Raw genomic sequence first — 26,192 nt, 5'->3', positions numbered from 1 at the left:
ATGAGCGCTCCGCAGAACGACTCCCGCCCGGTGCCGCCGCCGTCCGCGGCCATGACCGACGCGCCCGGCGCCCTGACGACCGAGGCCGCCGAGGCGGGCACCGCGACGAAGCCCCGTCTCCGCCGCGGACGGCCCGGCAGCGTGCGCGCGATGCTCCGCTCGCCGCTGGCCTGGGTGACCGGCATCGTCGTGATCTGGTTCGCCGCCGCCTTCCTCGTGCTGCCGAACGCCGAGCTGCTCGCCGCGACCTTCTTCCCGGACGGCCAGTTCAGCATCCGCGCCGTCGAGAAGCTGCTCGGCAGCGAGCGCGCGCTGAAGACGCTCGGCAACAGCTTCCTCCTCGCGATCACGCTGTCCGTCACGGTCAACGTCGTCGGGGTGTTCATCGTGCTGGTGACGCAGTACTTCCAGGTGCGCGGCGCGAAACTCCTCTGGCTCGGCTACGCCACGACCCTGATCTACGGCGGCATCGTGCTCGCCGCCGGCTACAACTTCATCTACGGCAAGTTCGGCTTCATCACGAACCTGATGGTGAACATCTGGCCGGACATGAACCGGGACTGGTTCTCCGGCTACTTCGCGGTCGTGTTCGTGATGACGTTCGCGACGACGACGAACCACATGTTGTTCCTGTCCTCGTCGCTCGGCAAGGTGGACTACGCGTCGATCGAGGCCGCGAAGCTCATGGGTGCGTCGACCTGGACGATCCTGCGCCGCATCGTGCTGCCGGTCATGAAGCCGATGCTCTTCGCCGTCACGGTGCTGACGTTCCTCATCGGTCTCGGGGCCCTCACCGCGCCGCTCGTGCTCGGCGGCCCGGACTTCCAGACCGTCGCACCCCTCATCATCGACCTGTCGCGCAGCCCGATCACGCGTGACATCGCGGCGCTGCTGGCCATCGTGCTCGGTGTCGCGACGATCGTCCTGCTCGCGATCATGAACCGCGCCGAGAAGTCCGGCGTGTACTTCTCGGTGGCGAAGGTGGCGACGCCGATCCAGAAGCAGCGGATCCGCAACCCGTTCGCGAACGCCGTCGTGCACGTGGTCGCCTACCTGCTCTGGGTGATCTACCTCATCCCGGTCGTGCTCATCGTGATCTTCTCGTTCGTGGACGCGCGGAGCATCCTCGCCGGATCCATCACGCTCGACAGCTTCACGCTCGACAACTACATCACCGTGTTCTCCAGCGCGGCGGCCCTCCGGCCGTTCGTCGTGAGCGTCGTCTACAGCGCCCTCGCCGCCGTCATCGTGGTGGGCGGCCTGCTGTTCGTGGCGCGGATGATGCAGAAGCACCGCAACCTGCTCACCACGGCGATCGAGTACGTGCTGCACATCCCGTGGATCCTGCCGATCGTGCTGATCGCGCTGGCCTTCGTGATGGCGTTCGACGCCCCGCAGCCGCTCGTGGGCAACATCGTGCTCACGGGGACGCCGGTCCTGCTGCTCGTCGCGTACATCTGCGTGAAGATCCCCTTCACGCTGCGGCTGCTCAAGGCCGGGTTCGCGTCCGTGCCGGACTCCCTGGAAGACGCCTCGCGCATCCTCGGCGCCCGCTCGCTGACCACGTTCCGGCGCGTGCTCATCCCGCTCGTGCTGCCGACCGCGGCCGCGATCACGGCGCTGAACTTCAACAGCCTGCTCGACGACTACGACGCCGCGATCTTCCTCTATCACCCGCTGTACAAGCCGCTCGGCGTCGCGATCCAGGAGAGCACGCGCGGGGAGAACAACCTCGACGCGATGCCCATCACGTTCGTCTACACCGTGCTGCTCATGATCATCATGGGTGTCACCATGTATCTCGTGTATGGACGAGGTTCGCGCGCCGGAGCGCCCCGCCGACGGAAGCAGCGCGCATGAGCGGGGCGGAGGCCGGGACGCCCGCCCTGCGGGTCACGATCAGCGACGTCGCCGCGGCGGCCGGGGTCTCCCGCGCGACGGCGACCAGGGCGCTGAAGGGCGAGGGGCGGTTCGCGCCGGAGACGCAGGAGCGCATCCTGGAAGCGGCCGAGCGACTCGGGTACGTGCGCAACACGATGGCCGCCGAGCTCGCCGCCGGACGCACCGGCACCGTCGGCCTCATGCTGCGCGACGCGAGCAACCCCGCGTACGGTCTCCTCTTCTCGCGATTGCAGGAGGAGGCGCATCAGCGCGGCCTCGACCTCGTGACCGTCACGATCGGCGCCGACGAACAGGGTGCCAAGCAGGTGAATGCGCTGCACCGGCTGCTCGGCATGCGCGTCGCGGGACTCATCGTCGCCACCGGCGGCATCTCCGCGGCGCAGCTCGAGCCGTTCGCCGACCAGGTGCCGATCCTGCGCGCCGGGCGCGTGGAGTCGGCGGGCCGCATCCACACCGCCCACTACGACGATGAAGGGCACGGACGTCTGCTCGCGGAGCACATCGTCGCGCTCGGGCACCGGACCGTCGTCGTGCTCGCCGGAAGTCCCGAGGCCTCGTACCCCGAGCACCTCCGCGCGCTCGCGATGCAGGAAGTGCTGACCGCGGCGGGCGTCGCCGTGACGATGATCTCGGCCGGCGCGCGTCCCGATGACGGCGTCGACGAAGCCCTCGCCGCCGTGCGCGCCGGGGCGACCGCCGTCATGTGCGCCTCGGACTACCGGCAGCTCGCCGTCATGCGCGCCGCCCGCGCGGCCGGGCTCCGCGTGCCGGAGGACGTGAGCGTGACCGGCTGCGACGGCATCCTGCCCGGCGCCGATCTGCTCGGGCTCACCACGCTGCGGATCCCCGTGGAGGCCGTGGCCGCGGCCGCCGTCGAGACCATGCAGCAGCTGCTCACCGCGGACGAGCCGGATACGCTCGTGCGCCGCTCGTTCACGGGAACGCTCGTCCCCGGCTCCACGGCCGCCGCCGTCTGACATCTGCCCCGACCTGCCTCCGTCCGCCGACCAGGAAGAGACATGATCCTCACCGAACACCCTCGCCCGTCGCACACCTTCGTGCACATCTCCGACACGCACCTGCCGGGCGAACGGTCTCCGCTGTACGGCAGCGGGGCCGACGCCGATGCGAACCTGGCGGAGATGCTCGGCCGGCTCGTCACCTCGGGGCTCCGTCCCGACGCGCTGCTGTTCACGGGAGACCTGACGGACCGGGGCGATGCCGCCGCGTACAAGCGACTGCGCGAGCTCGTGACGCCCGCCGCTGAGGCGCTCGGCTGCGAGGTCGTGTGGGCGGCCGGCAACCATGACGACCGCCGTGCCATGCGATCGGAGCTCGGACTCGCGGGGGCGGGTGACGAGCCGATCGTCGATGTGCGGTGGTTCGGGGGGATGCGCGTCATCGTCGTCGATTCGACGGTGCCCGGCGCGCATTGGGGGGAGGTGCCGTCGTCGCAGCTGGATCGGCTGGAGGGAGAGCTGTCGACGGCGGCACCGCAGGGCACGCTGCTGCTCATCCACCATCCGCCCCTGCCCACGGTGCTCGACCTCGCCGTGACGGTCGAGCTGCGGGATCAGGACGCGCTGGCCGCGGTGCTGCGGGGGTCGGACGTGCGGGGCATCCTGTCCGGGCACGTGCACCATCCGTCGTTCGGCACCTTCGCCGGGATCCCCGTGGCCGTGGCCTCGTCGAGCGCGTACGGGCAGGACCTCGCGCAGCCCGTGGGTGCCACCCGCGGACAGGACGCCGCGCAGGGCTACAACCTCGTGCACGTGTACGCCGACACCATCGTGCACTCCGCCGTCTCGCTCGAGCGCGGGGCGGACGTCGGAGAGCCGGTCGCCGCCGACGAGGCCGGACGACGGATCGCCGGCGTCGGGATCGACTGGCGGGACTAAGCCGTCACGAGGTCGTCATCGGCGTCACCTCGACGTCGATCGAGCCGAACGGGAACGGGCTGAACACGGTCCAGGAGTCGCCGGTGAACTGCTCGATCGGGATCAGCGCGAACCACACGTGCGAGACGACGATCGCGACCACCACGAACAGTCCGACTCCGCGCAGGGTCCACTCCAGGGTTCGCAGCGCCGCGCGCTCGTCAGTCGCCTTCATCACGCGACCGAGCGCGAGCAGCACGATGACGGCGATGGCGATGTAGACGAGGGGGCTCGGCGCGAGCGTCAGCTGGATGCACTGCGGAGCCTCGTCCACCGGCTGGCCTGCGGAGTCGATGAACCCGCCATTCGCGTCGACGCCGCCGGGGCAGATGCCTTTGCTGGCGGTCATGAACACGGGGTAGAGGAACGCGGTGATCAGCGACCAGAGGAGGACGCGGCGGGTCGCGGCGATGACCACGGCCCCGGGGAGCGCGGCGGATGCCGTGTCCGGGGAGGCGGACGGGGCGAGCGACATGCGGGGCTCCTCTCGGGGCGGGCGTATTCATCCTGGCGGAGGTGAGGGGTGGGTGGAAGGGGTGCGGGGTGGGCGACTTGCGCATCAGTCCTAGGCTGGAACGTCTGCCTCCTCTCTGAGGCGCCTTCCCCTGGAGCTCCATGTCTGCAACGACGGTCGACGACCGCGCCCGCTATCGCGCCCACCCTTCGGTGCTCGATGCGCTGAAGAATCCGCGACTGCTGACGCGAGAGGTGCTGGCGGGACTCGTCGTCGGCCTCGCACTGATCCCGGAGGCGATCGCGTTCTCGGTGATCGCCGGGGTGGACCCGAAGGTCGGGCTGTTCTCGTCGTTCATCATGGCGGTGTCGATCGCGTTCCTCGGCGGGCGACCGGCGATGGTGACCGCGGCGACGGGAGCCGTGGCGCTCGTGATCGCTCCCGTCGCGCCGACGTACGGGCTCGACTACTTCATCGCGACGGTCATCCTCGCCGGGATCTTCCAGGTGGTCCTCGGAGTGCTCGGCGTCGCGAAGCTCATGCGATTCATCCCCCGCAGCGTGATGGTCGGGTTCGTGAACGCGCTCGCGATCTTCGTGTTCAGCTCGCAGTTCCCGCAGCTCATCGACGTGCCGTGGCTGGTGTATCCGCTGGTGGCGCTCGGCATCGTCGTGATGCTCGTGATGCCGAAGATCACCAAGATCGTGCCGGCGCCGCTCGTGTCGGTGATCATCGTGACGGGTGTGGTGCTCGCCTTCGGGATCACGGTGCCGACCGTGGGCGATCAGGGTGAGCTGCCGCGGAGTCTGCCGTCGCTGTTCATCCCGAACGTCCCGCTGACGTGGGAGACGTTCACGATCATCGCGCCGTTCGCGCTCGGAGTCGCGCTCGTCGGGCTGATGGAGTCGCTGCTCACCGCGAAGCTCGTCGACGAGATCACCGACACCCACTCGAACAAGACGCGCGAGTCGTGGGGACAGGGCGTCGCGAACGTGCTGTCGGGGATCTTCGGCGGCATGGGCGGGTGCGCCGTGATCGGTCAGACGATGATCAACGTGAAGGCGTCGGGCGCGCGGACCCGCGTCTCGACGTTCTGCGCCGGTCTGTTTTTGTTCGTGTTGGTCGTGGTGTTCGGTGACTTCGTCGGGACGATCCCGATGGCGGCGCTCGTAGCCGTGATGATCATGGTCGCGATCGGGGCGTTCGACTGGCACAGCGTGCGGCCGTCGACGCTGAAGCGGATGCCGAAGAGCGAGACGTTCGTGATGGTGTCTACCGTTTTGTTGGTCTTGGTGACGCACAATCTGGCGGTGGGGGTCGTCGGTGGGGTGCTCGTTGCGTCGGTGCTGTTCGTGCGGCGGGTGGCGCACTTCGTTTCAGTCACGCGCGTGCTGTCCGAGGCGGGGGACGTTGTGACGTACGTCGTGGAGGGGGAGCTGTTCTTCGCGTCGAGCAACGACCTGACGACGTTGTTCTCTTACTCAGACGATCCCGATCGCGTTGTGGTCGATCTGTCGGGGTCGCACGTGTGGGATGCTTCGACCGTTGCCGCGTTGGATGCGATCGAGACGAAGTACGCGAGCCTGGGGAAGACGGTGGAGATCGTCGGGATGAACGAGAGTAGTTCGCGGATGCGCGGGCGGTTGACGGGTGGGTTTGAGTAGGCAGGCACGCTGCGGGATCGACGCTTGCGGCCGCGCCAGGATTGTCGGGGCGCCCCCATGGAACGCGGAGGGACCGAGCGAGCCGCGCCCGTATCTCCTTTGGCCATACCGAACGCTGGTAGCGGGCACGGGGTCGCGACGCTCCGGAGGCTGACGTCTGTGCTCGACGCCGGCAGGTCCCAGAATGGGTACATGCATCAACGCAAGGATCCGATCTCAGGGTATGAGACTCGGTACGACGAACGGTTGGAGCGGGCGAAGGAAGCCGCGCGTAACGTAGGGAACGATGCGCTTTTAGGGGTCGAACTTGGACAACTCGTGGACACCATCGTCGAGCGGCATGCTGCCGGTTTCGTCGAGCCGGTGTGGGACTCGTTCGCATTCAAGTCACACGAGTATCTCGACGATTCCCATCCCGACGCGGCCCCGGTTCTGCGAATCACCGCGGAGATGAGAGTGCTTGGGGCCGCGTTGGCCCTGAAGGGTGTCTCGCAAGGTGGGCACGGTACGGCGGCTTCAGAGTGGGACGAGTCGGCGGTGGGGGAATGGTGGATGGATACCCACCTCGAGCTCGCTGGTAACGTCGAGGACACTGCCATGTTGAGCACCGAGATCGCGAACTTTCGGGACGCGTGGTTCAAGGCGATCGGGCAGTCGACGGCAGACTCGCACGCGGAGATACAGGCACACCGTGGTGCCGTTCGCGCCGCTGTCAGCGAGATTCTGACGCCCCGGTTGAACAGGTATCGGGCACTTCACTCAGTGAGCCAGGCGCTAGCAATCCCCCTCAATCGTGTGGATGGCGCCCATGCCGTCGACATCCCGATGCATCCCCGCACCCTCACGATGAGCCAGATCGAGGTCTTAGCACGAGACGAGGGCAGCAGACATGGGCTCGCCGAGAGTGTTGCCGACGCATTGATCGCCCAGATCGCGGCGTTCGGTAATGCTCTGGAGCGGCTGCCCGCGACTGCGAACAAGTTGGCGGGCGCTGACGAGGAATCCGTCCGGGACGTGCTGTTGTTCGTTCTTAACGCGAACTGGGCGGGGCAGGTAACTGGGGAGACATTCATCGGCGCTGGCAAGACGGACATCCACATGACGTGGAATGGCCGGGAAGCGTTCATCGGGGAGTGTAAGTTCTGGGCCGGCCGCAGCCAGTTCGCGAAGGCACTGAGTCAACTCCTCGATCGCTACACGGTTTGGCGTGCCACCCGGGTCGCGTTGGTGCTGTTCATCCGAGACCGGGTCGACATCTCTGCCGCGATCGCGAAGGCGTGGACGACGATTACCAACCACGAGCGGTTCGTCGCTGAAGTGACCTCGGGCTCGCACGAGTTGCGGGCCGCGCACATGGCTGCGCAGCACGACCGTGCGCAACTGGTCCACCTCACGCTCGTTCCCGTCGTGATACCCGGCGAGAGCGAAGAGATCGTCGCCTAGCCATCGTTCGCCTGCGATACGTGCGGACCAGTTGGGACAATGAGCAGGATGACGCCCGAATCGCTAACGGGAGGACGGTACACCTTCGATGGCGTCCCATGCCGCAGCGGTGCGACAAGGCCACCTGGGCGGGTAGAAGTCGTGGGGAGTCACGTTCGGAACATACAGACGTGCGCTTGCATCTAGTCGCAGGAGTGCGGCTCAGAGCCCGAGTATCCTCTGGGCAACTTGGTTTGCCCCTTCGACGGGGTTCTCGGCGCTGATCGGCCCGTTCGCTGAAAGGTTCACCCGAAACCTCACCGAATCGTCGGCGACGTGTCGAAACGCGGCAACGTCAAGACGGCGCAGGACGCTGATGGCTCCGTCGTTCATGTCGTAGGCGCGGAAGAATGTCGCAAGAAACGGGATCGAATAGGTGGGGTCGGTTGCTTGTGTGCTGTGGTCGTAACCTATCCACGAGTTCGTGCCATACTCGGCAACGTGGGCAACGAAACGCTCGATGGTCGGAAGCGATGCCCCGGCATCGGCCATGCGCATGGTGATGCGCTCGACGAGGTTCGGGACCGTGAAGCTGTTTCCGGCATCGCTCTCGGCTCGCTGGAGACCGATGCTCACCAGGAACAGCCGATGCTCGTCGCCGTCCTCGTCGCGTTCGACCTGATGCACGCCTTCAACGAGGTGTGACGAACCGCTGCTTGTCGTGGTCTTGACCTCGATTCCCGTGCCGCCAAGGACCAGGTCGCGTGAGGATCGCTGCCAGCCGTGCCAACCGTCGATGATCTCTGCGACGCGAGTGTCCTCGGCTCGGCGGCATAGTGCCTCTAGGAGGAGCAACTCACCCGCGAGGCCGAGAAACGCCTGGTTTGAGAGCGTGAGATTCTTGATGGCGAGTTCGATGATCGGTTCGGTGCGCGCGAAAGCGCGTGGGAGATCGGTATCTGCTCCGTTTCGCAGGAGTTCGATGCAGATGAACGCCGCCACTTGGTCGAAATGCGTTAGTGCGGGGAAGACTATACGCGTGGCTTCGAATGTCGTCCCGTCGTCCTTATAGATTGATCGATGTTCGGATGCGTCTTTGACGGTTCGGGAGACCGGCGCGAACTCGGCGCCGCGAAGGAGAAGTTCCACCTTGCCTTCGGTGTCGCGAGCCACCCCGATGATTTCGGCGGGGGTGATCCATTCGACGTTCCGCGAGCCGGCTTCCGGCGAGACCGGGATGTGTTCGATACGCTGCCGAGCGTCTTCGTAGTTGGTCATCGGTTTCCTCACACCGAGATCAGGGAGCCGGCTCGCGTCGCGGCGAACTGCTCCGGGCCACCAGCGGGGATACACACTCCGACAGCGACGGCAGGATATGGTTGCCCGGGTCGTTTGTTGATGTAAAAGAGGATCTGCCCGTGCGACCCTTGCGGGCGCCAGGACGTCGTCCCAGCCGTTGCGGGAAGAGGGTCACCGCGATGGTAGTAGTCGAAGAACTCGTCGCCGCGGTAATCGAGAGGCCCGGCGTCCGGGTCGTTCGTGCCCCAAGTCGTGTCGAGGTTCCCCTGAGCGTTGAGGCCTTTCTGGGTGGCGCGAATGTCGAAGCCAAGACCGGAGAGCGGTCCGTCGGTAATCCTGGCGCCGTCGCCGTATCGGATACCGACGGAGAACCGGGGCTGATGCAGGGCCTTGGCACGAAGGTCGCCCATCGCCCATCGCCCAGATGGAACTCCGGTGACGAAAAGGCCTCTGACGGCACGGGTGAGGCACGCTTGCCACAAGCGAAGATACGCGGCGATAGCGTACGGGCACTCGAAGCGGGCCTCCGAGGGCGTCCCGTCGACGGGGCTTGGGGCGTTGTAGAACTGTGTCCCAGCAGGCAGTGACAGAGTTGCGTCCACGCGGGACTGGACTTGCTGCCACAACTCTGCAACGCGGCTTCCGTCACCAGGGGCATACGAGCAAAATGAGAGACTGTCGAGCAGGTCGGCAGCTTCTGACAGCGACAGCGTGCGGCCGACCGCACGCCCGCGCACGGTGCGCCCCACCAAGACATCAGAGGAAGGACCGGAAAAAACGTCAGCGACAAGCTGCACGTTCGGGTCGGGCAACTGTCCGTCGTTGATGAGCGTGATGAACGGCTTTGCGCTTGGACACAGTGGCACGCGGCCGATGCTCGCGATCTTTCCGGTAGCCAGAAAGCCCATGCCGTGCAGGACGACAGGAGAAGGCGCGGCGCCAGCCATCTTCGCCGCGATGCCTTCACGGAGCGCCTCGTCGACATCGTGGTAGGCGCCGAAGAGGTCGATCTGCTGCCGGGTGGCGAACATGCGGCAGAGTTCGATGTACCTGCCGCGGTAGCCAAACCATCGCTGCATTTGCATCTGGGTGTCGGCGGTAGGGTTAGCCGAGCTGCGTCGGAAAAGTGCTGTTGTCATTCCTTCCAGTGTCAGCCCTCGCGCCATCACGTTGCCGGAGACAAAGATCGTCGAGAGGTCAGTGGCCGCGCGCCAACGCTGATTGGTCTCGTCGAAGACCGGCTTGTACTCGGGTCGGTCGTCCGCGCTAGGGTCGCTGTTCACGACGGACACGCGCGTGCCTGGTATAACTTCGTTCTCCAGGATCTCGAGCACGGTCGACCAGTCGGGGATGGGTCGAGGGTTCATCACGTTGAACTCGGAAGCGATCGCGCTTGACGATGATCGGTAGCGGTCGATCCATGCCTCCCAGAGCGGCTCCTCACCGCGCATCTTCGCGATGAGGCTGTGCGGGAGGAGTGTATTGCCGGATTCAATCAGGTTGCGCGCTGTGGGGCGGTCTGGAACTCCAGCCCAAACGAGTACGTCTTCCGCGGCTGCGAAGTGAGCGCCGATGTCCGCAGAGGGGTGAAGCAGCATCGAATGGGTGGGCGGCGAAGCCGCTTTCACATCGTCTCTCCGGAAGAATTCGGCACCTCTGATCGAGTGTGGCCCCATCACGGTGGGGTCAGTTGTCGACGCCCAGTGCAACCTAATCGCACCGGCAACAAGGAAGGCGCGGATGGAGTCTGCGAGATCATTGTCAGCTTGTCCCGATAGCTCGCGGCAGAGGCCGACGCTGGCGCCGCGGTCGTAGTAGACCTCGCCGCCCGTGTAGTAATTGTCGATGCCGTTCGGTTCTGGGTATGTCGACGAACGCGGTGCGTCCAGCTCGCCGGGGTCTGCGGGCTGGCCGACGTCGAGCGGCGTCCTAAGCGACATCACGAAATCTCGCGGGGCGAGCGGATTGTGGTCCTCTTGAAGCAAGTTCGCTTGCGGGGTTGCCGTGTATCCGACGTAGGTGGCAAAGAGGTTGTCCGGCGCTCCGCTCGATCTCGGGTCCCATAGGTCCGCGATCGCGCGGGGAATCTGTTTGAGCGCAGGCGAAAGGGGGCCTTGGGATTGCTCTACGACTGCGTCGAGCACGGAGCCGTCATCCGCTTCATCGTCGAGGACGAGCATGTGCACGGCGCGGTCGAGTCGCGCGACCTCGCCGAACACGCTCTGACGCAGTTCGCGTCCGAGCGAGTAGAGATGATCGGTCTGCTTCATCGCAACGATGATCAGCGGATGTCTCCGCGACAGCTTGCGTCTCACCTGCGCGGAGGGGAGTCGATAAGTGCTGTCCAGTGTCGCGGGTGCCCCAGAGAGCACGACGCCCGGAGGAGGACAGAGCAGCCGCCGCCGCGCTTTCGCCACTCCGTCCTCTCCCGCATCGAGCTGTTCGACCATGCGTTCGTAGGTTTGCCGCCAGAGCGACAGGCGTGTTCCCGCAAGAATCACCACAACGTCAATACCTTGGTCGAGCGCCAGCGCGGTTACGCCGAACATCGAGGCTGTCTTACCTGACTGCACTGAGCCCATGACCAGCCCCGTACGCGTCCGGCTCTCTGGCCACGTTGCGGCGTCCGGCGGCCCCGCACCGAGCACCCCTCGCGCGACGATGTAGGCGCAATCGGTCTGGAGCACTCCTCGCGCGGTCGAGGTCATCTGCCCAAGCTCGGCAGCGTACCGGCTCCACCATGTCTCTTCCGCGCCAGACGGCGCATCGAAGTGCACCCGTTCCACGTTAATCGGTCACGCACCTTTCGGTGGGATACGCGATGCGAGCAACGACTCAACGCCTGATGAGCCGAACCGTGCACGGATCGTTTCGGAGGCTGACTCGATGTCTATCCCGAGCTTCTCTACAACGCCGGCGGCGATGCGAGCGATGAAGTCCCACTGCGTGCGGGTCTGAGTCTTCTCGGGACGCGTCCACTCGTTCAGCGCCGCTTGGCGGATCGTTGCGGCGTTGGCCTCGAGACGCTCCTCGATATCTTCCGGCGCGCCGGCGGTGGCAATGGTGACACCGACGAGCGACCCGACCAACTGCAAGTCCTGCCATCGGCTGCTTTTCCCATCGCCGCGGAACTTATCCGGCCAGAGCTCGTCGTAAGCCGCGTGCATGCTGGCAGCCGTCGTCACGAGTCCGAAAAGGTCGGACAGACGAGAAGAGGCGCGCAAGGCATGTGAGACGTCGTCCTGCACTCGCTTGAGGAGGTCGTCAGTATGGCGCGAGGTAGAGGGAAGAAGTTTGCCTCCTGAGTCGTTGACGAGCGTCGCGATGATCCATCCGAGCACCTTCGTTCGACGGTAGCGAGCCTCACCGAACCCGTAGTCTGCCAGCGTTTTGCCGAGTTCACCGACGCCCGGAACGTCGAGGAGCGACGGGGCGATCTCTTCGATGTTGGCACGACTGCTGGCGTCACCAGCCGCGACGAGGATCGCGCGCGTGAGTTCAACATCATGGAACACGGCGTTGCGGATCTCCTCGGCGTTCAGGTGCATGCCTTGTTTGTTGTAGAGGTTGAAGACCTCGTGAATCTGCCGCTGGCTCGCCTTCGTGTACTCGATAACGGGCACCTTGTAATCAGGGGCGCCTTCGAAGAGTTCCTCGACCGTCACCTCCTGATCGGCGACGTGGATCGGGTGCCCTTTGATCTGGGTGTAGTACTTCCCGCGTAGAGGCTCCAAGTCTTTGCCGACTAGCACCCCGTTCTTGTCGTTCCGTAGCCGGAATGGGAAGTAGTAGTCGTCTTCGAGCTTTGCCGTAAGCGGTTCGCCCATATACCTCTTCCAGGCCAAACGGAATTTGGGGTAGTCGTTCTCGAACTTCTCGCGAAACCCAGCCTCAGGCTTCGCTTTATCCGCCTCAACAACCCTCGCGAGCGCTTCGGGATGCTTGCCTACGAAGCGCAGAATCGCGGTCAGGCGCTGCTTGCCGTCCACGACATCATCGGGCGCAGCGCCGCCCTTCCGAAGCAGGATGATCGAGGGGAGGGGAATCCCGCGGAGGATTGACTCGATCAGCTTCTGTCGATCCCCCGTACGCCACACGTCTCCTCGCTGGTAGGAAGGCGTGAGATTGAGCTTCTTCTTGGTCAGTTGGAAGATGTGCCACACGTCCGCCTTGGCCGTAACGGGTTCCGGGGAGATGGCTTCCTCGTCACCCCCTTCAGCTTCCCAGCGATCTGCCCAGGAGGCAGTAGCGGACGATTGAGTAACTCCGTCGGAGTTGACTTCTGCTATGAACTCGTCCTTGAGCCGGGTCGCTGCCTCGGCTCGCACAGCGAGGCGCTCCAGCGCCTCACCTGTTAGCCGTGTGTCCCCGCCGGTCTCCTCGATCCCTTGAGCCGCCGGGACAAAGCCTAGGCTCGCGGCGAGGCTGACTACGAACGCCGCGAGATCGGCATCGGAAAGATCGTCATCGAAGTGCAGCCACCCTTGCACGTCGGTCAATCGCGATATCCAGGCGTCGGATTCGAAGTCCACGTCGACAGATGAGAAGCTGGCGCAAGCCTGTACTCCTTCCGGGGTGTCGGTCACTTCGGACAGTTCCGCTAGTGCTTCCGCGATGCGATCCTGTGCCTGCACGCGCGGACTCTCCTCGGAGCCGTCCTCGGCGGCCTCTGCGACGTTCAGACTCATTCGTGGTCTTCCTTCTCAATGCCGTTTGGAACCGCCGTTAGGCAGCCTCGCGAGCGTCCGTGTTTTCGGGCCTTGTGATGTCAGATGGCGTTTCGCGCGAGGTCAGAGCTTTAAGGAGCGGCTCTGCGATCTTGCGGACGACCTTCGCGTTGACAGCGTTGCCGAGTGCTTTGTACGCAGCAACGTCACTTGCAGGAAGAGTGATTCCGCCGAGGCTCTGCAACCTCGCGCATTCTGACGGGGTCATATAGCGCCGAGTTCCAGTGCCGGAGATCTTCGCTCCTAAGATCGGCACTTGCGTCGGCGTCATGGCTATCAGAGCTGGCGCGGTCGTCGGCCGCTTCACACGGACACCGGAAGCTCGGACCTGTACGACATATTCGTCGATGTCCCGCACGCCGCCCTGTGCATTCCATTCGAACTTCTGGAAGCTGGACGCGAACTCCCACGGCCGCCACTCATCAAGCCACGGGTCGATCCAAGTACGGTTGTCCGAGTAGAACGCACGATTCTGCCGGATGAAAGCCCGCTTCCAGCCAGGAAACTCAACATCTCCGTCACGCCGGGAGTGGCTTGGTATCAACAGCTTCTGCCCGGCAATGCTCAGTCCGTCGAGCGGGAGTCCGAACGATCCCGTGAACTCATCGAGCTTTCCTGGTCGCCGCTGGGACCACGCCCGCGGCGGTGTCATCTCCTCATAGGGGTAACTCGCGCGGAACTCCATAGACCAGATCGGGAAGGACGGGAGCTTGACGTCCTTCGGCGCACGAAGCAGGAAGTCCCGCCACATGTCGATCGCGTCCTGTGTCCTCTGGGGCACCTCGCGAACGGGCGGCGCCTCGGGGTCAAGAGCGGATGCAATGGTGGTCTCTTCTTTGCTCTCGTCTGGCCACTCGAAGCCGGCAAGCCCGCCCTCGGAGATCAGTGCTCCGACAAAGTACGCCCGCTCGCGGACCTGCGGGATTCCGAACTGGTGCGGCGACAACCGCCGGATGTCGACCTCGTACCCGAGGTCGACGAGCATCTTGATGATGGTCGCCTTCGTCTTACCACGAGCGTGGCTGAGAATGTTCGGGACGTTCTCCAGAATGAAGCGACCGGGCCTTTTCACGCGCAGGATATCGTGCACCTTAAAGAACAAATGACCTTGCACAGTGTGTTCGAAGCCCTGCTGCTTACCGGATTTGGAGAATGGCTGGCATGGGAAACCCGCGGTAAGAACCTCATGATCGGGAACGTGCTCGGCGATAACCTCATCCGTGTTGAGTTCGTTCACGTCCGACCACGGCGCAGTTCCAAAGTTGGTCTCGTAGAGAGCGTTCAGCCCTGACTCCCACTCCGCAGCGAACACGCCCTCGCCGCCAAGCCCGCGAAGAGCCACGTGAAAACCACCCAGCCCAGCGAACAGGTCGACGAATCGGAAGGTGGGAGGCTGGCCTGCCATGGGTGCGCGTTCTCCTTCAGATTTCCGAGTCCGAGTTCAGTCCTGCGTGCAGCCGAGTGGCTCCAAGCTACATAGCATGAGGGCGCCGGTCGCCGCTGACACCACGGTGGGTTCTTGACAACCATAGAAGGAGCGGCCGACATAGCGAGTGTCCCGCGTCGGCGCGCCGAGACGCGCAAGATCGATCTCCGCTGGCACACCCATCCAGCCCATCACAGACGCTGAACTGCAACCTCCCGACGATCAGTCCCTGACCGCTGCGCGACGCTCCCGCACTCGCTACGGATGCTCGCCGCAACCGCCGCCGACTATTGACGCCCCAAAACACAAGCGCGGTGACGTGTCATTCAAACCGCTCCCCCGAGCTCACCTGCTGCGCCACCCGCCGCAACGCCAACAACAACGGCTCCACCAACACCGACCCCAGCACCACGTACCGCACCGCCGCTTCCGCCGACTCCTCCGGCACGCCCGCGATCTCCGCGTCCGCGATCCGCCGCGCACTCGCGAGGTACTCCGCCATCGCCGCATCCGGAACGGAGAAGCCGACGCGCTCCAACCCCTGCAGCGCCCGCGCGACCGCGTACAGCACCGCCTCGTCACACATCCCCGGCTTCCACCCGAGCCCCGCGACGAGCGCCTCCGCGTCAGTCAGATCCAAAGACTCATCCACCGGCGGAGTGATCGCCGCATGCGCCGCCCCCAGCAGCTCGTGCGCACTCTCGGGCGGATCATCCAGCGCCGCGACCACTCGTCGCGTCTCGGCGATGCTCACCCCCGCGTCGAGCAGCGCCCGGATGACGCGCAGCCGCTCGACGTGCTTCTCGCCGTACGTGGCCTGCGTCGCGGAGGTGCGCTCGCCCTCGGGCAGCAGCCCCTCGCGCAGGTAGTACTTGACCGTCGGCACGGTCACGCCGGTCTGCGCTGACAGTTCGGAAATCCTCATGGCCACCTCTTGACGTCGATAGTAGCGCTATCCATTATGGATAGCATTGCTATCCAATTGAGGAGTCGCCATGTCGAAAGTCATCACGGGCCGCATGACCCACCGCCACGAGGGCGAACTCGTCGTGTTCCACATCGGGATGCAGATCAACCGGTGGTGGCGCCCCGACCTGTGGTTGCCAGCGTTCGTCGCCATGCCGCACATGCTCCGCGAGCTCAGCACCGAGTCCGACTCCGGCCTGCTCGGCTACCAGCTCCTCCTCGGATCGGGCGGACCCTACGTCGTGCAGTTCTGGTCGTCCATCGACAAGCTCTACGCCTACGCCTCGAACCCGGAACAGCAGCACCGTCCGGCCTGGACCGCCTTCAACCGCGCCGCCCGCAGGGCTCCGGGAGCGGTCGGCGTGTGGCACGAGACGTTCCTCGTCGACACCGCCGAGAGCGTGTACGTCTCGACGAAGCGCATGGGCCTCGCGGCCGCGACGGAACACGTGCCCGTACCGCGACGCCACGACCGCGCGCAGGCGCGCTTCACGGATGGGCGGACGGCGGCAGCCCACCCGAGAGCCGATCACTCCCAGGCCAACACTCAGTGAGCCCTTCGAGGCGCCGGGAACCACACCATTTCTGACACCATCGCCTGGACTACGTTCGTCATCCAAATATATTGCAATCGTCCTCATGCGTGCGCTTTACTCTCTGCAGATACAGATCGCGTAGGAGGATCCATGAGACGGTACATTCCCAGCCTCGGACTGGTGGCTGGCCTGAGTGTGGCTACAACGCTGCTCCTCGCGGCTCCCGCTTCGGCCGACGCGGGACTTCTCTCCGACGCCGAAGAGTCAGCGATCCGATCCACGATGACCGAGGGCGGCATCGACCTGGAGATCCAGGATCAGCTAGTCGACAAGATGGAGCACGGCGAAGCTCCTGACTCACTTGCTGGAAAGGATCCTGTGCGGACGATGATCGAATCCACGAGCACCGACACTCGCACCATCAGCATCTTCGCCGACGGTTCTCGGAGTTGGACCGAACTCGAGCTTCCAACCGGTGCGTCAGACGCAGCAACGCGGTCCTCCATCAGCGGTTGCAGAAGCTCCGCGGGCTGGAAGGTTGGATGCCGGGTGGGGGTCTACGACCTCATCAGCAGCGCGACCTTCGTCATCGACTATCAGACCAGCACTTCAGGTCGCGCGAGGGTTCGCGACATGCGATCGCTCACCTGCGACAACGTCGCCGGCTCCTGCACCCGATCGGGCAGCGTTAAGCGGGCGACGCAGAGCGCCGCGGGCCCGGCATGGGCGGAACTCCGGTACACCGCGAACTTGGCCTGGGCAACCACAAAGGGCTCTATCGGGATCCGCGTAAGCGGCACATCCGTCTCCACCTATTGAACGCCGCCAGCGCCGCAGCACGAAGGAACCCCAATGTTCGGAAACGTCTTCGCCGTCACCGTCATCCTCCTCTGGCTCGTCGTCGTCGGGGGTGCGGGGTACGCCATCTTCCTCTTGGGAAGAGCGGCCTACCGTCGACTTCGGCACAACTCTCGTCGTGATGTCGAGCAGAAGCGACGTGGGAGCCCGCATCTTCGTTGACGATCCGCTCGGAGGCGACCACTCGTGGTTCTCGATGGTCTCGCAACGACGTCAGAACCTCGTCGGGACGCTGAGTACATGGAGCATCCTCGCGCTGAGCCTCATCCCCACCCTGGCGTCCTGCTCTCCCGGGGGAATGCCGCGTTCGTCGCCGAGCCCGACGACGCGACGTTGACGCACGCGTCTTTCGCCCGCACCGAGCTACACGAGAAGGGAGCCACGATGTTCGTCGGCCAAAGCCCAGCCCCAGACACTGTCCAGGTCACTGCCACCCAGCCGTATGTGGTTCCGGGCTTGGTGTGGTGGGTCGACACGTACCGAGGAGGTCCCTGCAGATGAGGGATGTGCCGCGAACCTGGTGGGGAGTGATCACAGAGCGCGGGCGCGAACGGGCGCTGACAATCGCGATGGGCCTGCTGATCGCAGCAGCCACGGTGCTCTCAGTGCTCTATCCCCCTACAGGGCCATGGTTGTTCGTGATCACCGCGCTGATCGGTGCCGCGTGGTACCTGCACATGATGAGGCGTTGGCTAACTCGAAGGGCGACGAATGGCCGGCATCCCGATGGTGCGTGACGTGCGATCGGAGCAGCCGCTTGTCGTCGAGCATTCGACGTGGTTCGCAACGATCACATACCCCCGCCGCCATCTCGTCGCGACCCTGTGCGTATGGGGCTGGTTCCTTGCGGTGCTCGTGGGAGCCAACTCCGTGCCGCAGCTCGCTCCGGCGCTCGAAGCGACTGCGGCGACGGGCGCCGCCGTGTGGCACTTCGCGATGATGAGGCGATATCGCGACTCGAGCCGGCATTCCTCGCCGCCCGGGCCCACACTGTGATGCGCGGCCCGGGCTCCTGTCCGAGAGCGCGAGGATGCCGGACGTTCGCTCGCCCGCGTCTCTCTCGGGAGTCGGCGCTCCGGCTCTGGCACAGCGCCTACGTTTCCGCCGATGGGGCGTGCGCCCTCTATGCTCTCTGCGTGCTGCTCGTCCCGCTCGGGCCGATGCGGAACCCGCAGCGCCGACCTGGGACCGTGGAGGTCAGCATGGGATTTGTCGGTGCCAGCGTCATCATCCTCGCCATCGTCATGGCGATTGCTGAGGGCTACATCTCGGACGCGGAGCACACGACTGGGAACCTCGCACCTTCTGCTCTGACTGGTCTGTTTGGCGCATGTCTCATGCTCGTCGGCTTCGGGAGCATTCTCTTCCGAAGAGAGTGACCAAGTCCCGAATCGGGCTACGGTACCGAGATGGACGAGTCGCCCCTGACCATCGAATCGTTGCGCGAACTCACGGACGCTGACGCCGAAGCAATTGCATCGCTCCTGGTGCAGCTCTCCGCATCGGCCGAGTTCGATCGCGCTCGAACCGAGGCGGTCATCGCACACGAGGCGACGGAGCTCCTGGTGGCGCGTGACTCTGGGCGCATCGTCGGCACCGCCACTCTCGTGACCGCGCCTTCCCTGACCGGGCTCCGCGGGCATGTCGAAGACGTCGTAGTCGACGAGGCGTCTCGGGGGCGGGGCATCGCGCGGCTCCTTTTGGAGCATATGACTCAGCTCGCGCAAGAGCGCGGACTCCGGACGCTCGATCTCACCTCACGCCCGTCCCGGGAGTCCGCACTGCGGCTCTACGAGTCCGTCGGGTTCCGCAGGCGTGAGACGAACGTACTCCGGTTCAGCCCGACCGCGGACTAATCACGGCGCGACCCCTCGCAGCAATCGCACCACCGTCTCCTTGGTCGAGACGTGGCGGTCTCGCGGGCTGGTCTGCTTCCAGGTGGCGGAGGGCGACCTGTCAGCCCCCGCAGGTCAGGCCGCGGCCGGCGGCACCGTCAAGACGTCACCGCCACACTCGTCGCCGGCATCACACATGGACCGGGTCATGGCTCCTGTCGTGAATTGCGCACGGATACGGAGCGATCGGTGAGGTTGACGCCGATCGTAAAAGCAAGGAGCCCGACCACGAGGTACACAGGAAGCGCATCTCCAGCCGGGCTGTCGAGGTTGCCCGACGAGCCGAACCACGCAAGGACCCCGAACCACACCAGAACGGGAACGATGGCGAGAAGAGTGCCGAGCTTCCTGCCGACCCGCCCCACCAACGTCCCCCAGAGAAGAAGAGCTACGCCGACCGCGACATAAAGCATGATGCCCACCTCTAGCAGTTCCTCACTCACCGCCGTCGCACACCCGCCGGCCCACCGACACGAAGCCGCGGGATCGCGCTCGCTGCGTCATGAGACATATGAAAGCACACATATGAGGTCGCAACCGATATTCTTGACTCGCGGTACGCAACGAGTGAGCATGGAGAACCGCGACCGTCGCGCCGCACAGCAATCCAGCGAGAGGCTCAGCCCGCCGCGATCCCCCGCAGTAACCGCACCACGGTCTCCTCCACCCGCTCCGCACTCAACGGCTGCCCGATCAGGGCGGAGTACGAGGCGATCGCGATGAACTCGTCGGCGACCGCGGCGGCATCCACGTCCGCCCGCACGTCGCCGTCCGCGCGTCCGCGTGACACCCGCTCCGCGACCCACTCCCGGATCGGCGCCGCCAGCCGCTCGTTCAGCACCAGTCCCAGCTCCGGGTCCGCCGCCGTCACCTCGATCAGCGCCCGCGCCAGCGAGACACCCTCGGGCCGAGCGAGCCCCGCGGACACCGCCGTGAACCACGCGCGCAGGTCCGCGCCGAGGTCGTCCGTCATCGGCACGACGACATCCGAACCGGGAACGGTCCCCTCGAGCAGCGCTTCCCCGAGGATCGCGGCCTTCGACGGCCACCACCGGTAGATGGTCTGCTTCGACACCTCCGCCTCAGCCGCGAGACCCTCGATCGTGACCGCCTCGTATCCGTCTGCGGCGAGCGCGCGGCGCATCGCCTCCAGCACGGACTGGCGGGCCTTTTCACTGCGAGGACGGGGCACCTTTCGAGCGTACAGAGGCGTACACTGGAACATAAGTAGACGCACCGTTGCGAAACCCGAGCAAGGAGAAAGAGCATGGCCCTCACCGCACACTCCACCATCGGCGACTGGATGAACGACCCCACCGGCGGCCCGCTCATCCGTGGCCTCTTCGAGCAGACGGGCGCCGACCCCGAGCTCCTCACCCCCGTGCTCGGACTCCCCCTGCAGCAGCTCGTCGCCATGAGCCAGGGCCAGCTCCCGCAGTCGGTCGTCGACGACCTCGTCCGCGCCGCGAACAACGGCGAGATCCCCGAGGACGACGCCTACGAGGGCTGGACCGAGAAGGTCACGGCGAGCCGCTTCGCCGGCAAGACCGTCATCGTCACAGGCGCCGCCTCCGGCATCGGCAAGGCCACCGCCTCGCGCATCGCCCGGGAAGGCGGTCGCGTGATCGCCAGCGACATCGCCGCCGAGAAGCTCGACGCCTTCAAGGCCGAGCTGCCGGACGCCGACATCGTCACGGTCGCGGGCGACCTCACCAAGCAGGACGCGATCGACGCCGTCGTCGCCGCGGCGGGCGACCGCATCGACGGGCTCGCGAACGTCGCCGGCATCAACGACGACTTCTCCCCCGCCGGCGAGACCCCGGATGCCGTGTGGGACCGCGTCATCGCGATCAACCTCACCGCGCCGTTCAAGCTCATGCGTGCGGTCATCCCCGTGATGGAAGCCGCCGGTCGCGGCGCGATCCTCAACGTGTCGAGCGAGGCGGGCCTGCGCGGCAACGCCTCGGGCAACGCCTACACGGCCAGCAAGCACGGCATCATCGGCGTCACCAAGTCGGCCGCCTTCATGTACGGGCCGAAGGGCATCCGCGTGAACTCCGTCGCCCCGGGCGGCGTCGCCACCGGAATCCCCATGCCCCCGCACATGTCCGAGTACGGCTCCGGCCGCCTCGCCCCGTTCCAGCAGGCCATCCCGACCGTCGCGACCGCCGAGCACCTGGCCGCGTCGATCACCTTCCTGCTCTCGGACGACGCCGTGAACATCAACGGCGCCATCCTCGCCTCCGACGGCGGGTGGTCGGTGCAGTAACGCGACTCCATGGAACCGACGCCCCCGCCGACCCGAACGGCGGGGGCGTTCTCCGTAGGGCATCAGCGCTTCTGCGTGAGGACCGCAGTGGCGAGGGCGGTGGCGATGATGCCGACCGCGCCCACGCCGAGAAGCACGAGACCCGCGGGCCAGACGTCTCGCGTGAAGACGTCGTAGCTGTCGCCGTACTCGACGATGTGCTCGACCGTCCCGACCCCCGTGAGACTGATGCCGACGATCAGGGCGACGACGGACACACCCCACGCGACGATCCATCCGAAGCGGTTCGCGGCCAGCCGTCGGCGCTCTGCGCGCTCGGCCTCCTCCGCCTCTGGCGCGGTCCTCGACCGTGCGTCGTCATCGATCTCGTGCGTCACCTCGGATGTGGTCTCCATGGCCGCACGATATCGGACGAGATCGGTTCCGGCGGGATGCCGGTCACACCACTCCGACCAGTTCCTCGCGCGCCCACGCTTCGAGGGTCGTCGGGGTTGTGGAGCGGACTGACCGCGGCTGCTCCGCCACGAAGTCGTCGCGGAGTCCGGTCGACATCCCCAGCACGGCCTCGGCCATCGCCTCCGGCATCCCCGCAGCACGGAGCCCCTGGCGCATCTCCTCGTCGTCGATGCGCTGTACGGTCACCTCTCGCCCGAGCTCGCGCGTCAGGATCGCGGCGACCTCGGACCAGCTCAGATCCGCGGGTCCGTGCACGGCCTGCACGCGCCGCCCCGTCCACTCCCCGTTCAGCAGCGTGAGGGCGGCGACCTCCGCGATGTCGCGCGGCGCCACCCACGGCATCCGGAAGTCCAGCGGCAGCACGGTAGTGAGCGTGCCCGCCCGCAGCGACTCGACGTCGAGCAGCAGGTTGGTGAAGAAGTAGCCGCAGCGCAGATGCGTCACGTCGATGTCGAGGAAGTCGAGCGCGACCTCCGTGCCGGCCAGGCCGTCGATCTCGCCGACGCCGTGCCGCTTCTCCGCGCCGACGCTGCTCTGGAACACCACCCGCCGGACGCCGTTCGCCCGGACGGCCTGCACCAGGGCCTCGGTCGCACGGGCGTAGTCGGCGAGCGGGTCGTCGGAGAAAACCGACGGATCCACCCAGTACAGGGCATCGACGTTTCGTGTCGCGGCGACGACCTCCTCGGGATTCTGCGAGTCGGCCCGGGCGATGTCGACGTACGGGCGCAGGTCGGCGGCGATGCCATCCGGGTTCCGGGCGAGCAGCAGGGGGCGGACGCCGGCGCGGACCAGCATCCGGGTGAGGTGGTGCCCGACGTGGCCGTTGGGGGTGGTGACAGCGATGCGCATGAGGGTCCTCTCGGTCGGTGTCGCTCCACGCTACGAACGGATACGGCCTGATTCCGGCCGCATCTCGCGCGATGATGGAGCCGTGGACGCCCCCTCGCACCGCACGCTCCATCTGCTGTCGCTGCTGCAGACCGGCGGCGAGTGGAGCGTGCCCGACCTCGCCGCCCGCCTGACCGTGAGCCCGCGGACGGTCCGCCGCGATATGCAGCGCCTGCGCGACCTCGGCTACGACGTCCACTCCCGCCCCGGTCCCGGCGCGGTCTATCGCCTGCGGCCGGGGACGCGCATCCCACCGCTGCTCCTGGACGCCGACGACGTCACCGCGATCATCACCGGGCTGCTCGTCCTCGAAGCGTGGGGCCCGGAAGACCCGGCCGCCGCCGTCGTCCGCGGGAAGATCGAGCAGGTCCTCCCGCCGGGCCTCCGACGACGGGCCGCGGCGACGGCGCTGTCCACGCAGATCCTCCGCGCAGAGCCGGCGCCCGCGGCGTGGGCTGCGGTCGGGACGCTCGCGGACGCGGTCGCCCAGGGTGCTCGCGTCACCTTCACCTATACCGATCAGCACGATCACTCTTCGGAGCGGGTGATCGCGCCGCATCGCCATGTCCTCCGCGGAGGGCGGTGGTACGTGGTCGGGTTCGACATCGACCGCGACGACTGGCGGCTGTTCCGGCTTGACCGGATGCGGGAGGTCCGAACTGTGCCGGGGGTTTTCGCTGCGCGGGAGTTCCCGTTCGCGTCGGTCGAGGAGTGGCTCGCGAGCGACTTCGGCCGTTCCGGAAGCTGATCCCGCGCGGGGGCGCAAGCCCCTCCGCGGACACCCTCCCCCGCCGTACCCTTGCCGCATGTTGAAGATCGTGTCGATCGTGATCCGCGTCGACGACCTCCCGGCCCAGACTGCGTTCTGGAAGGCCGCCCTCGACTACGTCGAACGAGACCCCGCGGAGGACGACTGGGTCGTACTCAAACCCCGCGACGCCGACGCACCGTGCATCGCGCTCGACGCCCACCACTCGGAGCGTGTGCTGCCGCCGCGCATCCACCTCGACATCTATGCGGAGGACCAGGCTGCCGAGGTGGAGCGCCTCGCCGGGCTCGGAGCGCGGGAGGTGCACTGGGACGGTCGGCCCGACGACGCCGACTACATCATCATGGAAGACCCCGAGGGGAACCGCTTCTGCATCGTGGACCGTCCCGACTGGGGCGGGTGGAGTGCCGGGTGAGTCCGGTCCGTGCGGCCTCCTGCGGGTGCGGAGTGCGAAAGCGTTCCGGGGCGGGCAAGCTGAGGGGCATTACTGCATCCACACCGGGGCAGCGTGACGCGTACGCCGTTCGCGAGTGCGAAAACGTTCCATGGCCGGCGGGACTATGGACGTTTCTGCACCCGCACCGGGTCCCGGGCGGCGCGCATGCCGTTGGCGAGTGCGAAAACGTTCCGGAGCGGGCGAGGCCAGGGACGTTTTTGCACTCGCACCGGGGCAGAGTGGCGCGCACGCCGTTTGGCGAGTTCGAAAACGTTCCGGAGCGGGCGAGGCCAGGGACGTTTCTGCACTCGCACTGAGGCCGAGTGGCGCACCCGTGGGGGAGTGCGAGAACGTTTCGGGGCCGGCGAGACCAGGGTTTTGTTTCTGCACCCGCACCGGGTCCCGGAATGGACTCGTGCACGGAAGGGCAGAAACGTGCCGGAGGGCGGGGGCGTGAGGAGCGGTCCTGCGCCTGCACCCGGCGTCAGGGCGAGGCAAGCGGCCACGAGGTCGCCGGAAGCGCAGGATCAGGGGGTGTCCGGCGCGGTGGTGCGCTCCGCGGCGAGGGCGCGGCGATGCGCAGTCAATGCCGCCCGGACCGCCGAGTAGATGATCAGCCACAGGAGCAGCAGCGCGAGGAGCGGGACGACCACGTAGACGAGCAGGAAGTAGACGGAGGCACCGGCGAACATCGCTCCAGCGTAGGGGCGCTCGTACTCCTCGGGAAGGCCCTGACACGGTTCGGACCGCCGCCTTCCGAAGCGGATTGCCGAGAACGCCTCGGAGCCGATGGCGGGAGGTGCGGTTCTGCACCCGCACTCAAGGGGCCGGGATCAGTCCCCATGGCGCGGAGCGCAAGAACGGGCCGGAGCCCGCCCTCCGAAGAGCGGTTTCGCATCCGCGGCAGGGCGTATGCGACCGGCGCTGGAGAGCGCAAGAACGGGCGGGAGTCTGCGCGTTGAGGCGCGGTTCTGCACTCGCAAGAGAGGGTCCGAACTGCGTAGTGCGAAAAGGGACCAGAACTCGCGAAAAGAGGGACGTTTCTGCACCCGCACCGGCGCCATGCGACGGGCGGGCGAGGTGCGGCAGGCGGGCGGGGCGGCGGGCTAGGGGCGGGGGAGGCGGGCGCGGGCGGCGCGGACGAGGGCAGCGTTGCTCGGGGCGTCGGTGCCGTCCGGGAGGAGGAGCGTGTCCTCCAGGCCGATCCGCGTGTCGAGGCCGAGCTCCCCGGCGAGGTCGAGGGCGGGCCAGGCCGACAGCTCCTCACCGTGCAGCAGGATCGGCAGGTCGGGCTCCTCGCGCGCCACATGGGCGATCAGTCCCTCGGCGTGCGGACGGACGACGTCGGCGGCCTCCGCGGGAAGCTCGACCAGGACGCGCAGGCAGGCGCCGCGGACCGGGGAGACCCGCCAGGCCTCGAGCCCCGCTGCGTCCCAGATGCCCGCTTCCACGCCGATCCCCCGTCGATGCAGCGCTGCGGCCACCTCGTCGGCTCCGGCCTCGTGCCAGTTCACGGAGGCGTAGTCGGGAAGTTCCGTCCAGCCTTCGATGGCCGCGAGCCGTCGCGACACGTCGGGCTCGGCCCAGGCTCCGGTCGTCACGCCCACGGGTATCCCCGGCGCCGCAGCACGGACGGCTCCGAGCCACCGCCGCACACCCTCAGGTGCCAGGGAGTCGCGGCCGGCGGCGTCCTTCGCATGCACATGGATCTCTGCGGCACCAGCATCGACGGCCGCCGCGGCGTCCTGGGCCACCACCGTCTCGTCGGCACTCAGCCACGGATGCTCCGCGACGTCCCTGGCACCGTTCACGCACGCCTGCAGGATCATCCGCGACTCACCACATGAGATCGCGCGGGTGCGCCTCGTTCGGGGCCACGTCGTCGGACGGCCCCTCCTCGGTGCGCACGAAATGCTGCACCTGACGCGCTGTCGCCGCGCCACGGCCGACCTTCACCGCCTCCTCCATCGACTCGAAGCTGCTGCCCAGCGTGTGCGACTCGCCCTGGATCCGGTTGAACCAGATGCCGTTGCGCGAGAAGGTCTCGATGTCTCCTGCGGCCATGCCCTGCCTTTCGTCTCCTCCTTTCTACGTCAGGCGACCGACGACGAAGAGGCCCTTGACATGTCATGTCGCCCACGGGCGCCGACCCACCCCCTGCCGTGCATCCCGGCCCGTTGCGGACGGGCGCAAGGGGCCGGGTCGACCGCAAGGGGCCGGGCCAACTGCAGGAGGCACGCCGCTCGTCGACCCACCCCCTGCCGTGCATCCCGGCCCGTTGCGGA

Annotated in this window: 25 protein-coding genes; 12 read left to right on the top strand and 13 right to left on the bottom strand. The window is 66.5% G+C overall.

From position 1 onward, the window contains the following. The 3 genes from DW296_RS03105 to DW296_RS03095 are packed head-to-tail and all read left to right on the top strand — an operon-like array spanning position 1 to position 3,800. Entirely contained in the window at positions 1-1,860 is a 1,860-nt protein-coding gene (locus tag DW296_RS03105; RefSeq protein ID WP_331201676.1) for an ABC transporter permease, read from the top strand. Then, a complete protein-coding gene (locus DW296_RS03100) occupies positions 1,857-2,879 on the top strand; it encodes a LacI family DNA-binding transcriptional regulator (RefSeq protein ID WP_136051052.1) in 1,023 nt (340 codons plus the stop codon). Before DW296_RS03105 ends, DW296_RS03100 begins: the two co-directional genes overlap by 4 nt. A 42-nt stretch (positions 2,880-2,921) precedes the next feature. Then, positions 2,922-3,800 (top strand): metallophosphoesterase, encoded by an 879-nt coding sequence (locus DW296_RS03095; protein ID WP_136051051.1) that lies wholly within the window; start codon positions 2,922-2,924, stop codon positions 3,798-3,800. A gap of 4 nt (positions 3,801-3,804) precedes the next feature. On the opposite strand, the gene DW296_RS03090 is transcribed toward DW296_RS03095, so the two are convergent. After that, positions 3,805-4,314, bottom strand: coding sequence for a hypothetical protein (locus DW296_RS03090; protein ID WP_136051050.1), 510 nt, complete (start codon positions 4,312-4,314; stop codon positions 3,805-3,807). A gap of 140 nt (positions 4,315-4,454) precedes the next feature. Here DW296_RS03090 and DW296_RS03085 point away from each other — a divergent pair, with 140 nt between their 5' ends. Next, positions 4,455-5,957, top strand: a complete 1,503-nt coding sequence (locus DW296_RS03085; protein ID WP_136051049.1) for a SulP family inorganic anion transporter — start codon at positions 4,455-4,457, stop codon at positions 5,955-5,957. Between the two features lie 192 nt (positions 5,958-6,149). Next, on the top strand, positions 6,150-7,400 hold the full coding sequence (locus DW296_RS03080; protein ID WP_136051048.1) for a hypothetical protein: 1,251 nt from the start codon (positions 6,150-6,152) through the stop codon (positions 7,398-7,400). A gap of 201 nt (positions 7,401-7,601) precedes the next feature. Here the strand turns inward: DW296_RS03080 and DW296_RS03075 are convergent, their stop codons facing one another. From DW296_RS03075 to DW296_RS03055, 5 genes are all read right to left on the bottom strand, one after another. Beyond that, complete coding sequence (locus DW296_RS03075; protein WP_136051047.1) at positions 7,602-8,657, bottom strand: PD-(D/E)XK motif protein; 1,056 nt, start codon at positions 8,655-8,657, stop codon at positions 7,602-7,604. 8 nt (positions 8,658-8,665) lie between these two features. After that, complete coding sequence (locus DW296_RS03070) at positions 8,666-11,386, bottom strand: Z1 domain-containing protein (protein ID WP_136051046.1); 2,721 nt, start codon at positions 11,384-11,386, stop codon at positions 8,666-8,668. A gap of 87 nt (positions 11,387-11,473) precedes the next feature. Then, positions 11,474-13,366 (bottom strand): DUF262 domain-containing protein, encoded by a 1,893-nt coding sequence (locus DW296_RS03065; protein WP_136051045.1) that lies wholly within the window; start codon positions 13,364-13,366, stop codon positions 11,474-11,476. Positions 13,367-13,403: 37 nt separating this feature from the next. After that, positions 13,404-14,810 (bottom strand): DNA (cytosine-5-)-methyltransferase, encoded by a 1,407-nt coding sequence (gene dcm / locus DW296_RS03060; protein ID WP_136051044.1) that lies wholly within the window; start codon positions 14,808-14,810, stop codon positions 13,404-13,406. 343 nt (positions 14,811-15,153) lie between these two features. Next, positions 15,154-15,756: a MerR family transcriptional regulator gene (locus DW296_RS03055; protein WP_136051043.1), complete on the bottom strand. Its 603-nt coding sequence runs from the start codon at positions 15,754-15,756 to the stop codon at positions 15,154-15,156. 70 nt (positions 15,757-15,826) lie between these two features. On the opposite strand from DW296_RS03055, the gene DW296_RS03050 reads away from it, so the two are divergent. From DW296_RS03050 to DW296_RS03035, 4 genes are all read left to right on the top strand, one after another. Beyond that, positions 15,827-16,351, top strand: a complete 525-nt coding sequence (locus DW296_RS03050; protein WP_136051042.1) for a monooxygenase family protein — start codon at positions 15,827-15,829, stop codon at positions 16,349-16,351. Positions 16,352-16,483: 132 nt separating this feature from the next. Then, complete coding sequence (locus tag DW296_RS03045) at positions 16,484-17,152, top strand: hypothetical protein (RefSeq protein ID WP_136051041.1); 669 nt, start codon at positions 16,484-16,486, stop codon at positions 17,150-17,152. Between the two features lie 1,175 nt (positions 17,153-18,327). Further along, positions 18,328-18,570 (top strand): hypothetical protein, encoded by a 243-nt coding sequence (locus DW296_RS03040; RefSeq protein WP_136051040.1) that lies wholly within the window; start codon positions 18,328-18,330, stop codon positions 18,568-18,570. A 30-nt stretch (positions 18,571-18,600) separates the two neighbouring features. Further along, the gene (locus DW296_RS03035) at positions 18,601-19,047 is read left to right on the top strand and encodes a GNAT family N-acetyltransferase (protein ID WP_136051039.1); all 447 of its coding nucleotides are present in this window, start codon (positions 18,601-18,603) and stop codon (positions 19,045-19,047) included. Positions 19,048-19,232: 185 nt separating this feature from the next. Here the strand turns inward: DW296_RS03035 and DW296_RS03030 are convergent, their stop codons facing one another. Together DW296_RS03030 and DW296_RS03025 are read right to left on the bottom strand one after the other, a co-directional pair. Next, on the bottom strand, positions 19,233-19,529 hold the full coding sequence (locus DW296_RS03030; protein WP_136051038.1) for a hypothetical protein: 297 nt from the start codon (positions 19,527-19,529) through the stop codon (positions 19,233-19,235). Positions 19,530-19,705: 176 nt separating this feature from the next. After that, positions 19,706-20,278: a TetR/AcrR family transcriptional regulator gene (locus DW296_RS03025; RefSeq protein WP_240742968.1), complete on the bottom strand. Its 573-nt coding sequence runs from the start codon at positions 20,276-20,278 to the stop codon at positions 19,706-19,708. Positions 20,279-20,353: 75 nt separating this feature from the next. On the opposite strand from DW296_RS03025, the gene DW296_RS03020 reads away from it, so the two are divergent. Next, entirely contained in the window at positions 20,354-21,355 is a 1,002-nt protein-coding gene (locus DW296_RS03020) for an SDR family NAD(P)-dependent oxidoreductase (protein WP_136051037.1), read from the top strand. A 62-nt stretch (positions 21,356-21,417) separates the two neighbouring features. Here DW296_RS03020 and DW296_RS03015 read toward each other — a convergent pair whose 3' ends face one another. Beyond that, positions 21,418-21,750 (bottom strand): hypothetical protein, encoded by a 333-nt coding sequence (locus tag DW296_RS03015; RefSeq protein ID WP_136051036.1) that lies wholly within the window; start codon positions 21,748-21,750, stop codon positions 21,418-21,420. A 43-nt stretch (positions 21,751-21,793) separates the two neighbouring features. Next, positions 21,794-22,663 carry an NmrA family NAD(P)-binding protein gene (locus DW296_RS03010; protein WP_136051035.1) on the bottom strand — a complete coding sequence of 290 codons (870 nt, stop codon included), beginning with the start codon at positions 22,661-22,663 and terminating at the stop codon, positions 21,794-21,796. 82 nt (positions 22,664-22,745) lie between these two features. Here DW296_RS03010 and DW296_RS03005 point away from each other — a divergent pair, with 82 nt between their 5' ends. Together DW296_RS03005 and DW296_RS03000 are read left to right on the top strand one after the other, a co-directional pair. After that, positions 22,746-23,450, top strand: a complete 705-nt coding sequence (locus DW296_RS03005) for a helix-turn-helix transcriptional regulator (protein WP_240742967.1) — start codon at positions 22,746-22,748, stop codon at positions 23,448-23,450. Positions 23,451-23,508: 58 nt separating this feature from the next. Next, complete coding sequence (locus tag DW296_RS03000) at positions 23,509-23,886, top strand: VOC family protein (RefSeq protein ID WP_136051033.1); 378 nt, start codon at positions 23,509-23,511, stop codon at positions 23,884-23,886. A gap of 548 nt (positions 23,887-24,434) precedes the next feature. On the opposite strand, the gene DW296_RS16395 is transcribed toward DW296_RS03000, so the two are convergent. From DW296_RS16395 to DW296_RS02990, 3 genes are all read right to left on the bottom strand, one after another. After that, positions 24,435-24,599 (bottom strand): hypothetical protein, encoded by a 165-nt coding sequence (locus DW296_RS16395; RefSeq protein WP_158698493.1) that lies wholly within the window; start codon positions 24,597-24,599, stop codon positions 24,435-24,437. A gap of 414 nt (positions 24,600-25,013) precedes the next feature. After that, positions 25,014-25,736, bottom strand: a complete 723-nt coding sequence (locus DW296_RS02995; RefSeq protein ID WP_136051032.1) for a 3-keto-5-aminohexanoate cleavage protein — start codon at positions 25,734-25,736, stop codon at positions 25,014-25,016. A 7-nt stretch (positions 25,737-25,743) separates the two neighbouring features. Further along, the gene (locus DW296_RS02990) at positions 25,744-25,971 is read right to left on the bottom strand and encodes a hypothetical protein (protein WP_025104100.1); all 228 of its coding nucleotides are present in this window, start codon (positions 25,969-25,971) and stop codon (positions 25,744-25,746) included. Positions 25,972-26,192 lie beyond the last annotated feature (221 nt).

Source organism: Microbacterium sp. K36 (assembly GCF_004794355.1).
Lineage (GTDB): Bacteria > Actinomycetota > Actinomycetes > Actinomycetales > Microbacteriaceae > Microbacterium > Microbacterium paraoxydans_D.
The sequence above is the reverse complement of the archived record's forward strand: the minus strand, read 5'-3'. Positions and strand labels throughout refer to the sequence as shown.

Bases quoted from the DNA above. Each gene is read 5' to 3' on its own strand.
- DW296_RS03085 (WP_136051049.1), top strand. From the start codon at position 4,455: ATGTCTGCAACGACGGTCGACGACCGCGCCCGCTATCGCGCCCACCCT.
- DW296_RS03095 (WP_136051051.1), top strand. From the start codon at position 2,922: ATGATCCTCACCGAACACCCTCGCCCGTCGCACACCTTCGTGCACATC.
- DW296_RS03075 (WP_136051047.1), bottom strand. From the start codon at position 8,657: ATGACCAACTACGAAGACGCTCGGCAGCGTATCGAACACATCCCGGTC.
- DW296_RS16395 (WP_158698493.1), bottom strand. From the start codon at position 24,599: ATGTTCGCCGGTGCCTCCGTCTACTTCCTGCTCGTCTACGTGGTCGTC.
- DW296_RS03080 (WP_136051048.1), top strand. From the start codon at position 6,150: ATGCATCAACGCAAGGATCCGATCTCAGGGTATGAGACTCGGTACGAC.
- DW296_RS03045 (WP_136051041.1), top strand. From the start codon at position 16,484: ATGAGACGGTACATTCCCAGCCTCGGACTGGTGGCTGGCCTGAGTGTG.
- DW296_RS03020 (WP_136051037.1), top strand. From the start codon at position 20,354: ATGGCCCTCACCGCACACTCCACCATCGGCGACTGGATGAACGACCCC.
- DW296_RS03065 (WP_136051045.1), bottom strand. From the start codon at position 13,366: ATGAGTCTGAACGTCGCAGAGGCCGCCGAGGACGGCTCCGAGGAGAGT.
- DW296_RS03090 (WP_136051050.1), bottom strand. From the start codon at position 4,314: ATGTCGCTCGCCCCGTCCGCCTCCCCGGACACGGCATCCGCCGCGCTC.
- DW296_RS03105 (WP_331201676.1), top strand. From the start codon at position 1: ATGAGCGCTCCGCAGAACGACTCCCGCCCGGTGCCGCCGCCGTCCGCG.
- DW296_RS03010 (WP_136051035.1), bottom strand. From the start codon at position 22,663: ATGCGCATCGCTGTCACCACCCCCAACGGCCACGTCGGGCACCACCTC.
- DW296_RS03000 (WP_136051033.1), top strand. From the start codon at position 23,509: ATGTTGAAGATCGTGTCGATCGTGATCCGCGTCGACGACCTCCCGGCC.
- DW296_RS03055 (WP_136051043.1), bottom strand. From the start codon at position 15,756: ATGAGGATTTCCGAACTGTCAGCGCAGACCGGCGTGACCGTGCCGACG.
- DW296_RS03050 (WP_136051042.1), top strand. From the start codon at position 15,827: ATGTCGAAAGTCATCACGGGCCGCATGACCCACCGCCACGAGGGCGAA.
- DW296_RS02995 (WP_136051032.1), bottom strand. From the start codon at position 25,736: ATGATCCTGCAGGCGTGCGTGAACGGTGCCAGGGACGTCGCGGAGCAT.
- DW296_RS03035 (WP_136051039.1), top strand. From the start codon at position 18,601: ATGGACGAGTCGCCCCTGACCATCGAATCGTTGCGCGAACTCACGGAC.
- DW296_RS03100 (WP_136051052.1), top strand. From the start codon at position 1,857: ATGAGCGGGGCGGAGGCCGGGACGCCCGCCCTGCGGGTCACGATCAGC.
- DW296_RS03015 (WP_136051036.1), bottom strand. From the start codon at position 21,750: ATGGAGACCACATCCGAGGTGACGCACGAGATCGATGACGACGCACGG.
- DW296_RS02990 (WP_025104100.1), bottom strand. From the start codon at position 25,971: ATGGCCGCAGGAGACATCGAGACCTTCTCGCGCAACGGCATCTGGTTC.
- DW296_RS03070 (WP_136051046.1), bottom strand. From the start codon at position 11,386: ATGACCTCGACCGCGCGAGGAGTGCTCCAGACCGATTGCGCCTACATC.
- dcm (WP_136051044.1), bottom strand. From the start codon at position 14,810: ATGGCAGGCCAGCCTCCCACCTTCCGATTCGTCGACCTGTTCGCTGGG.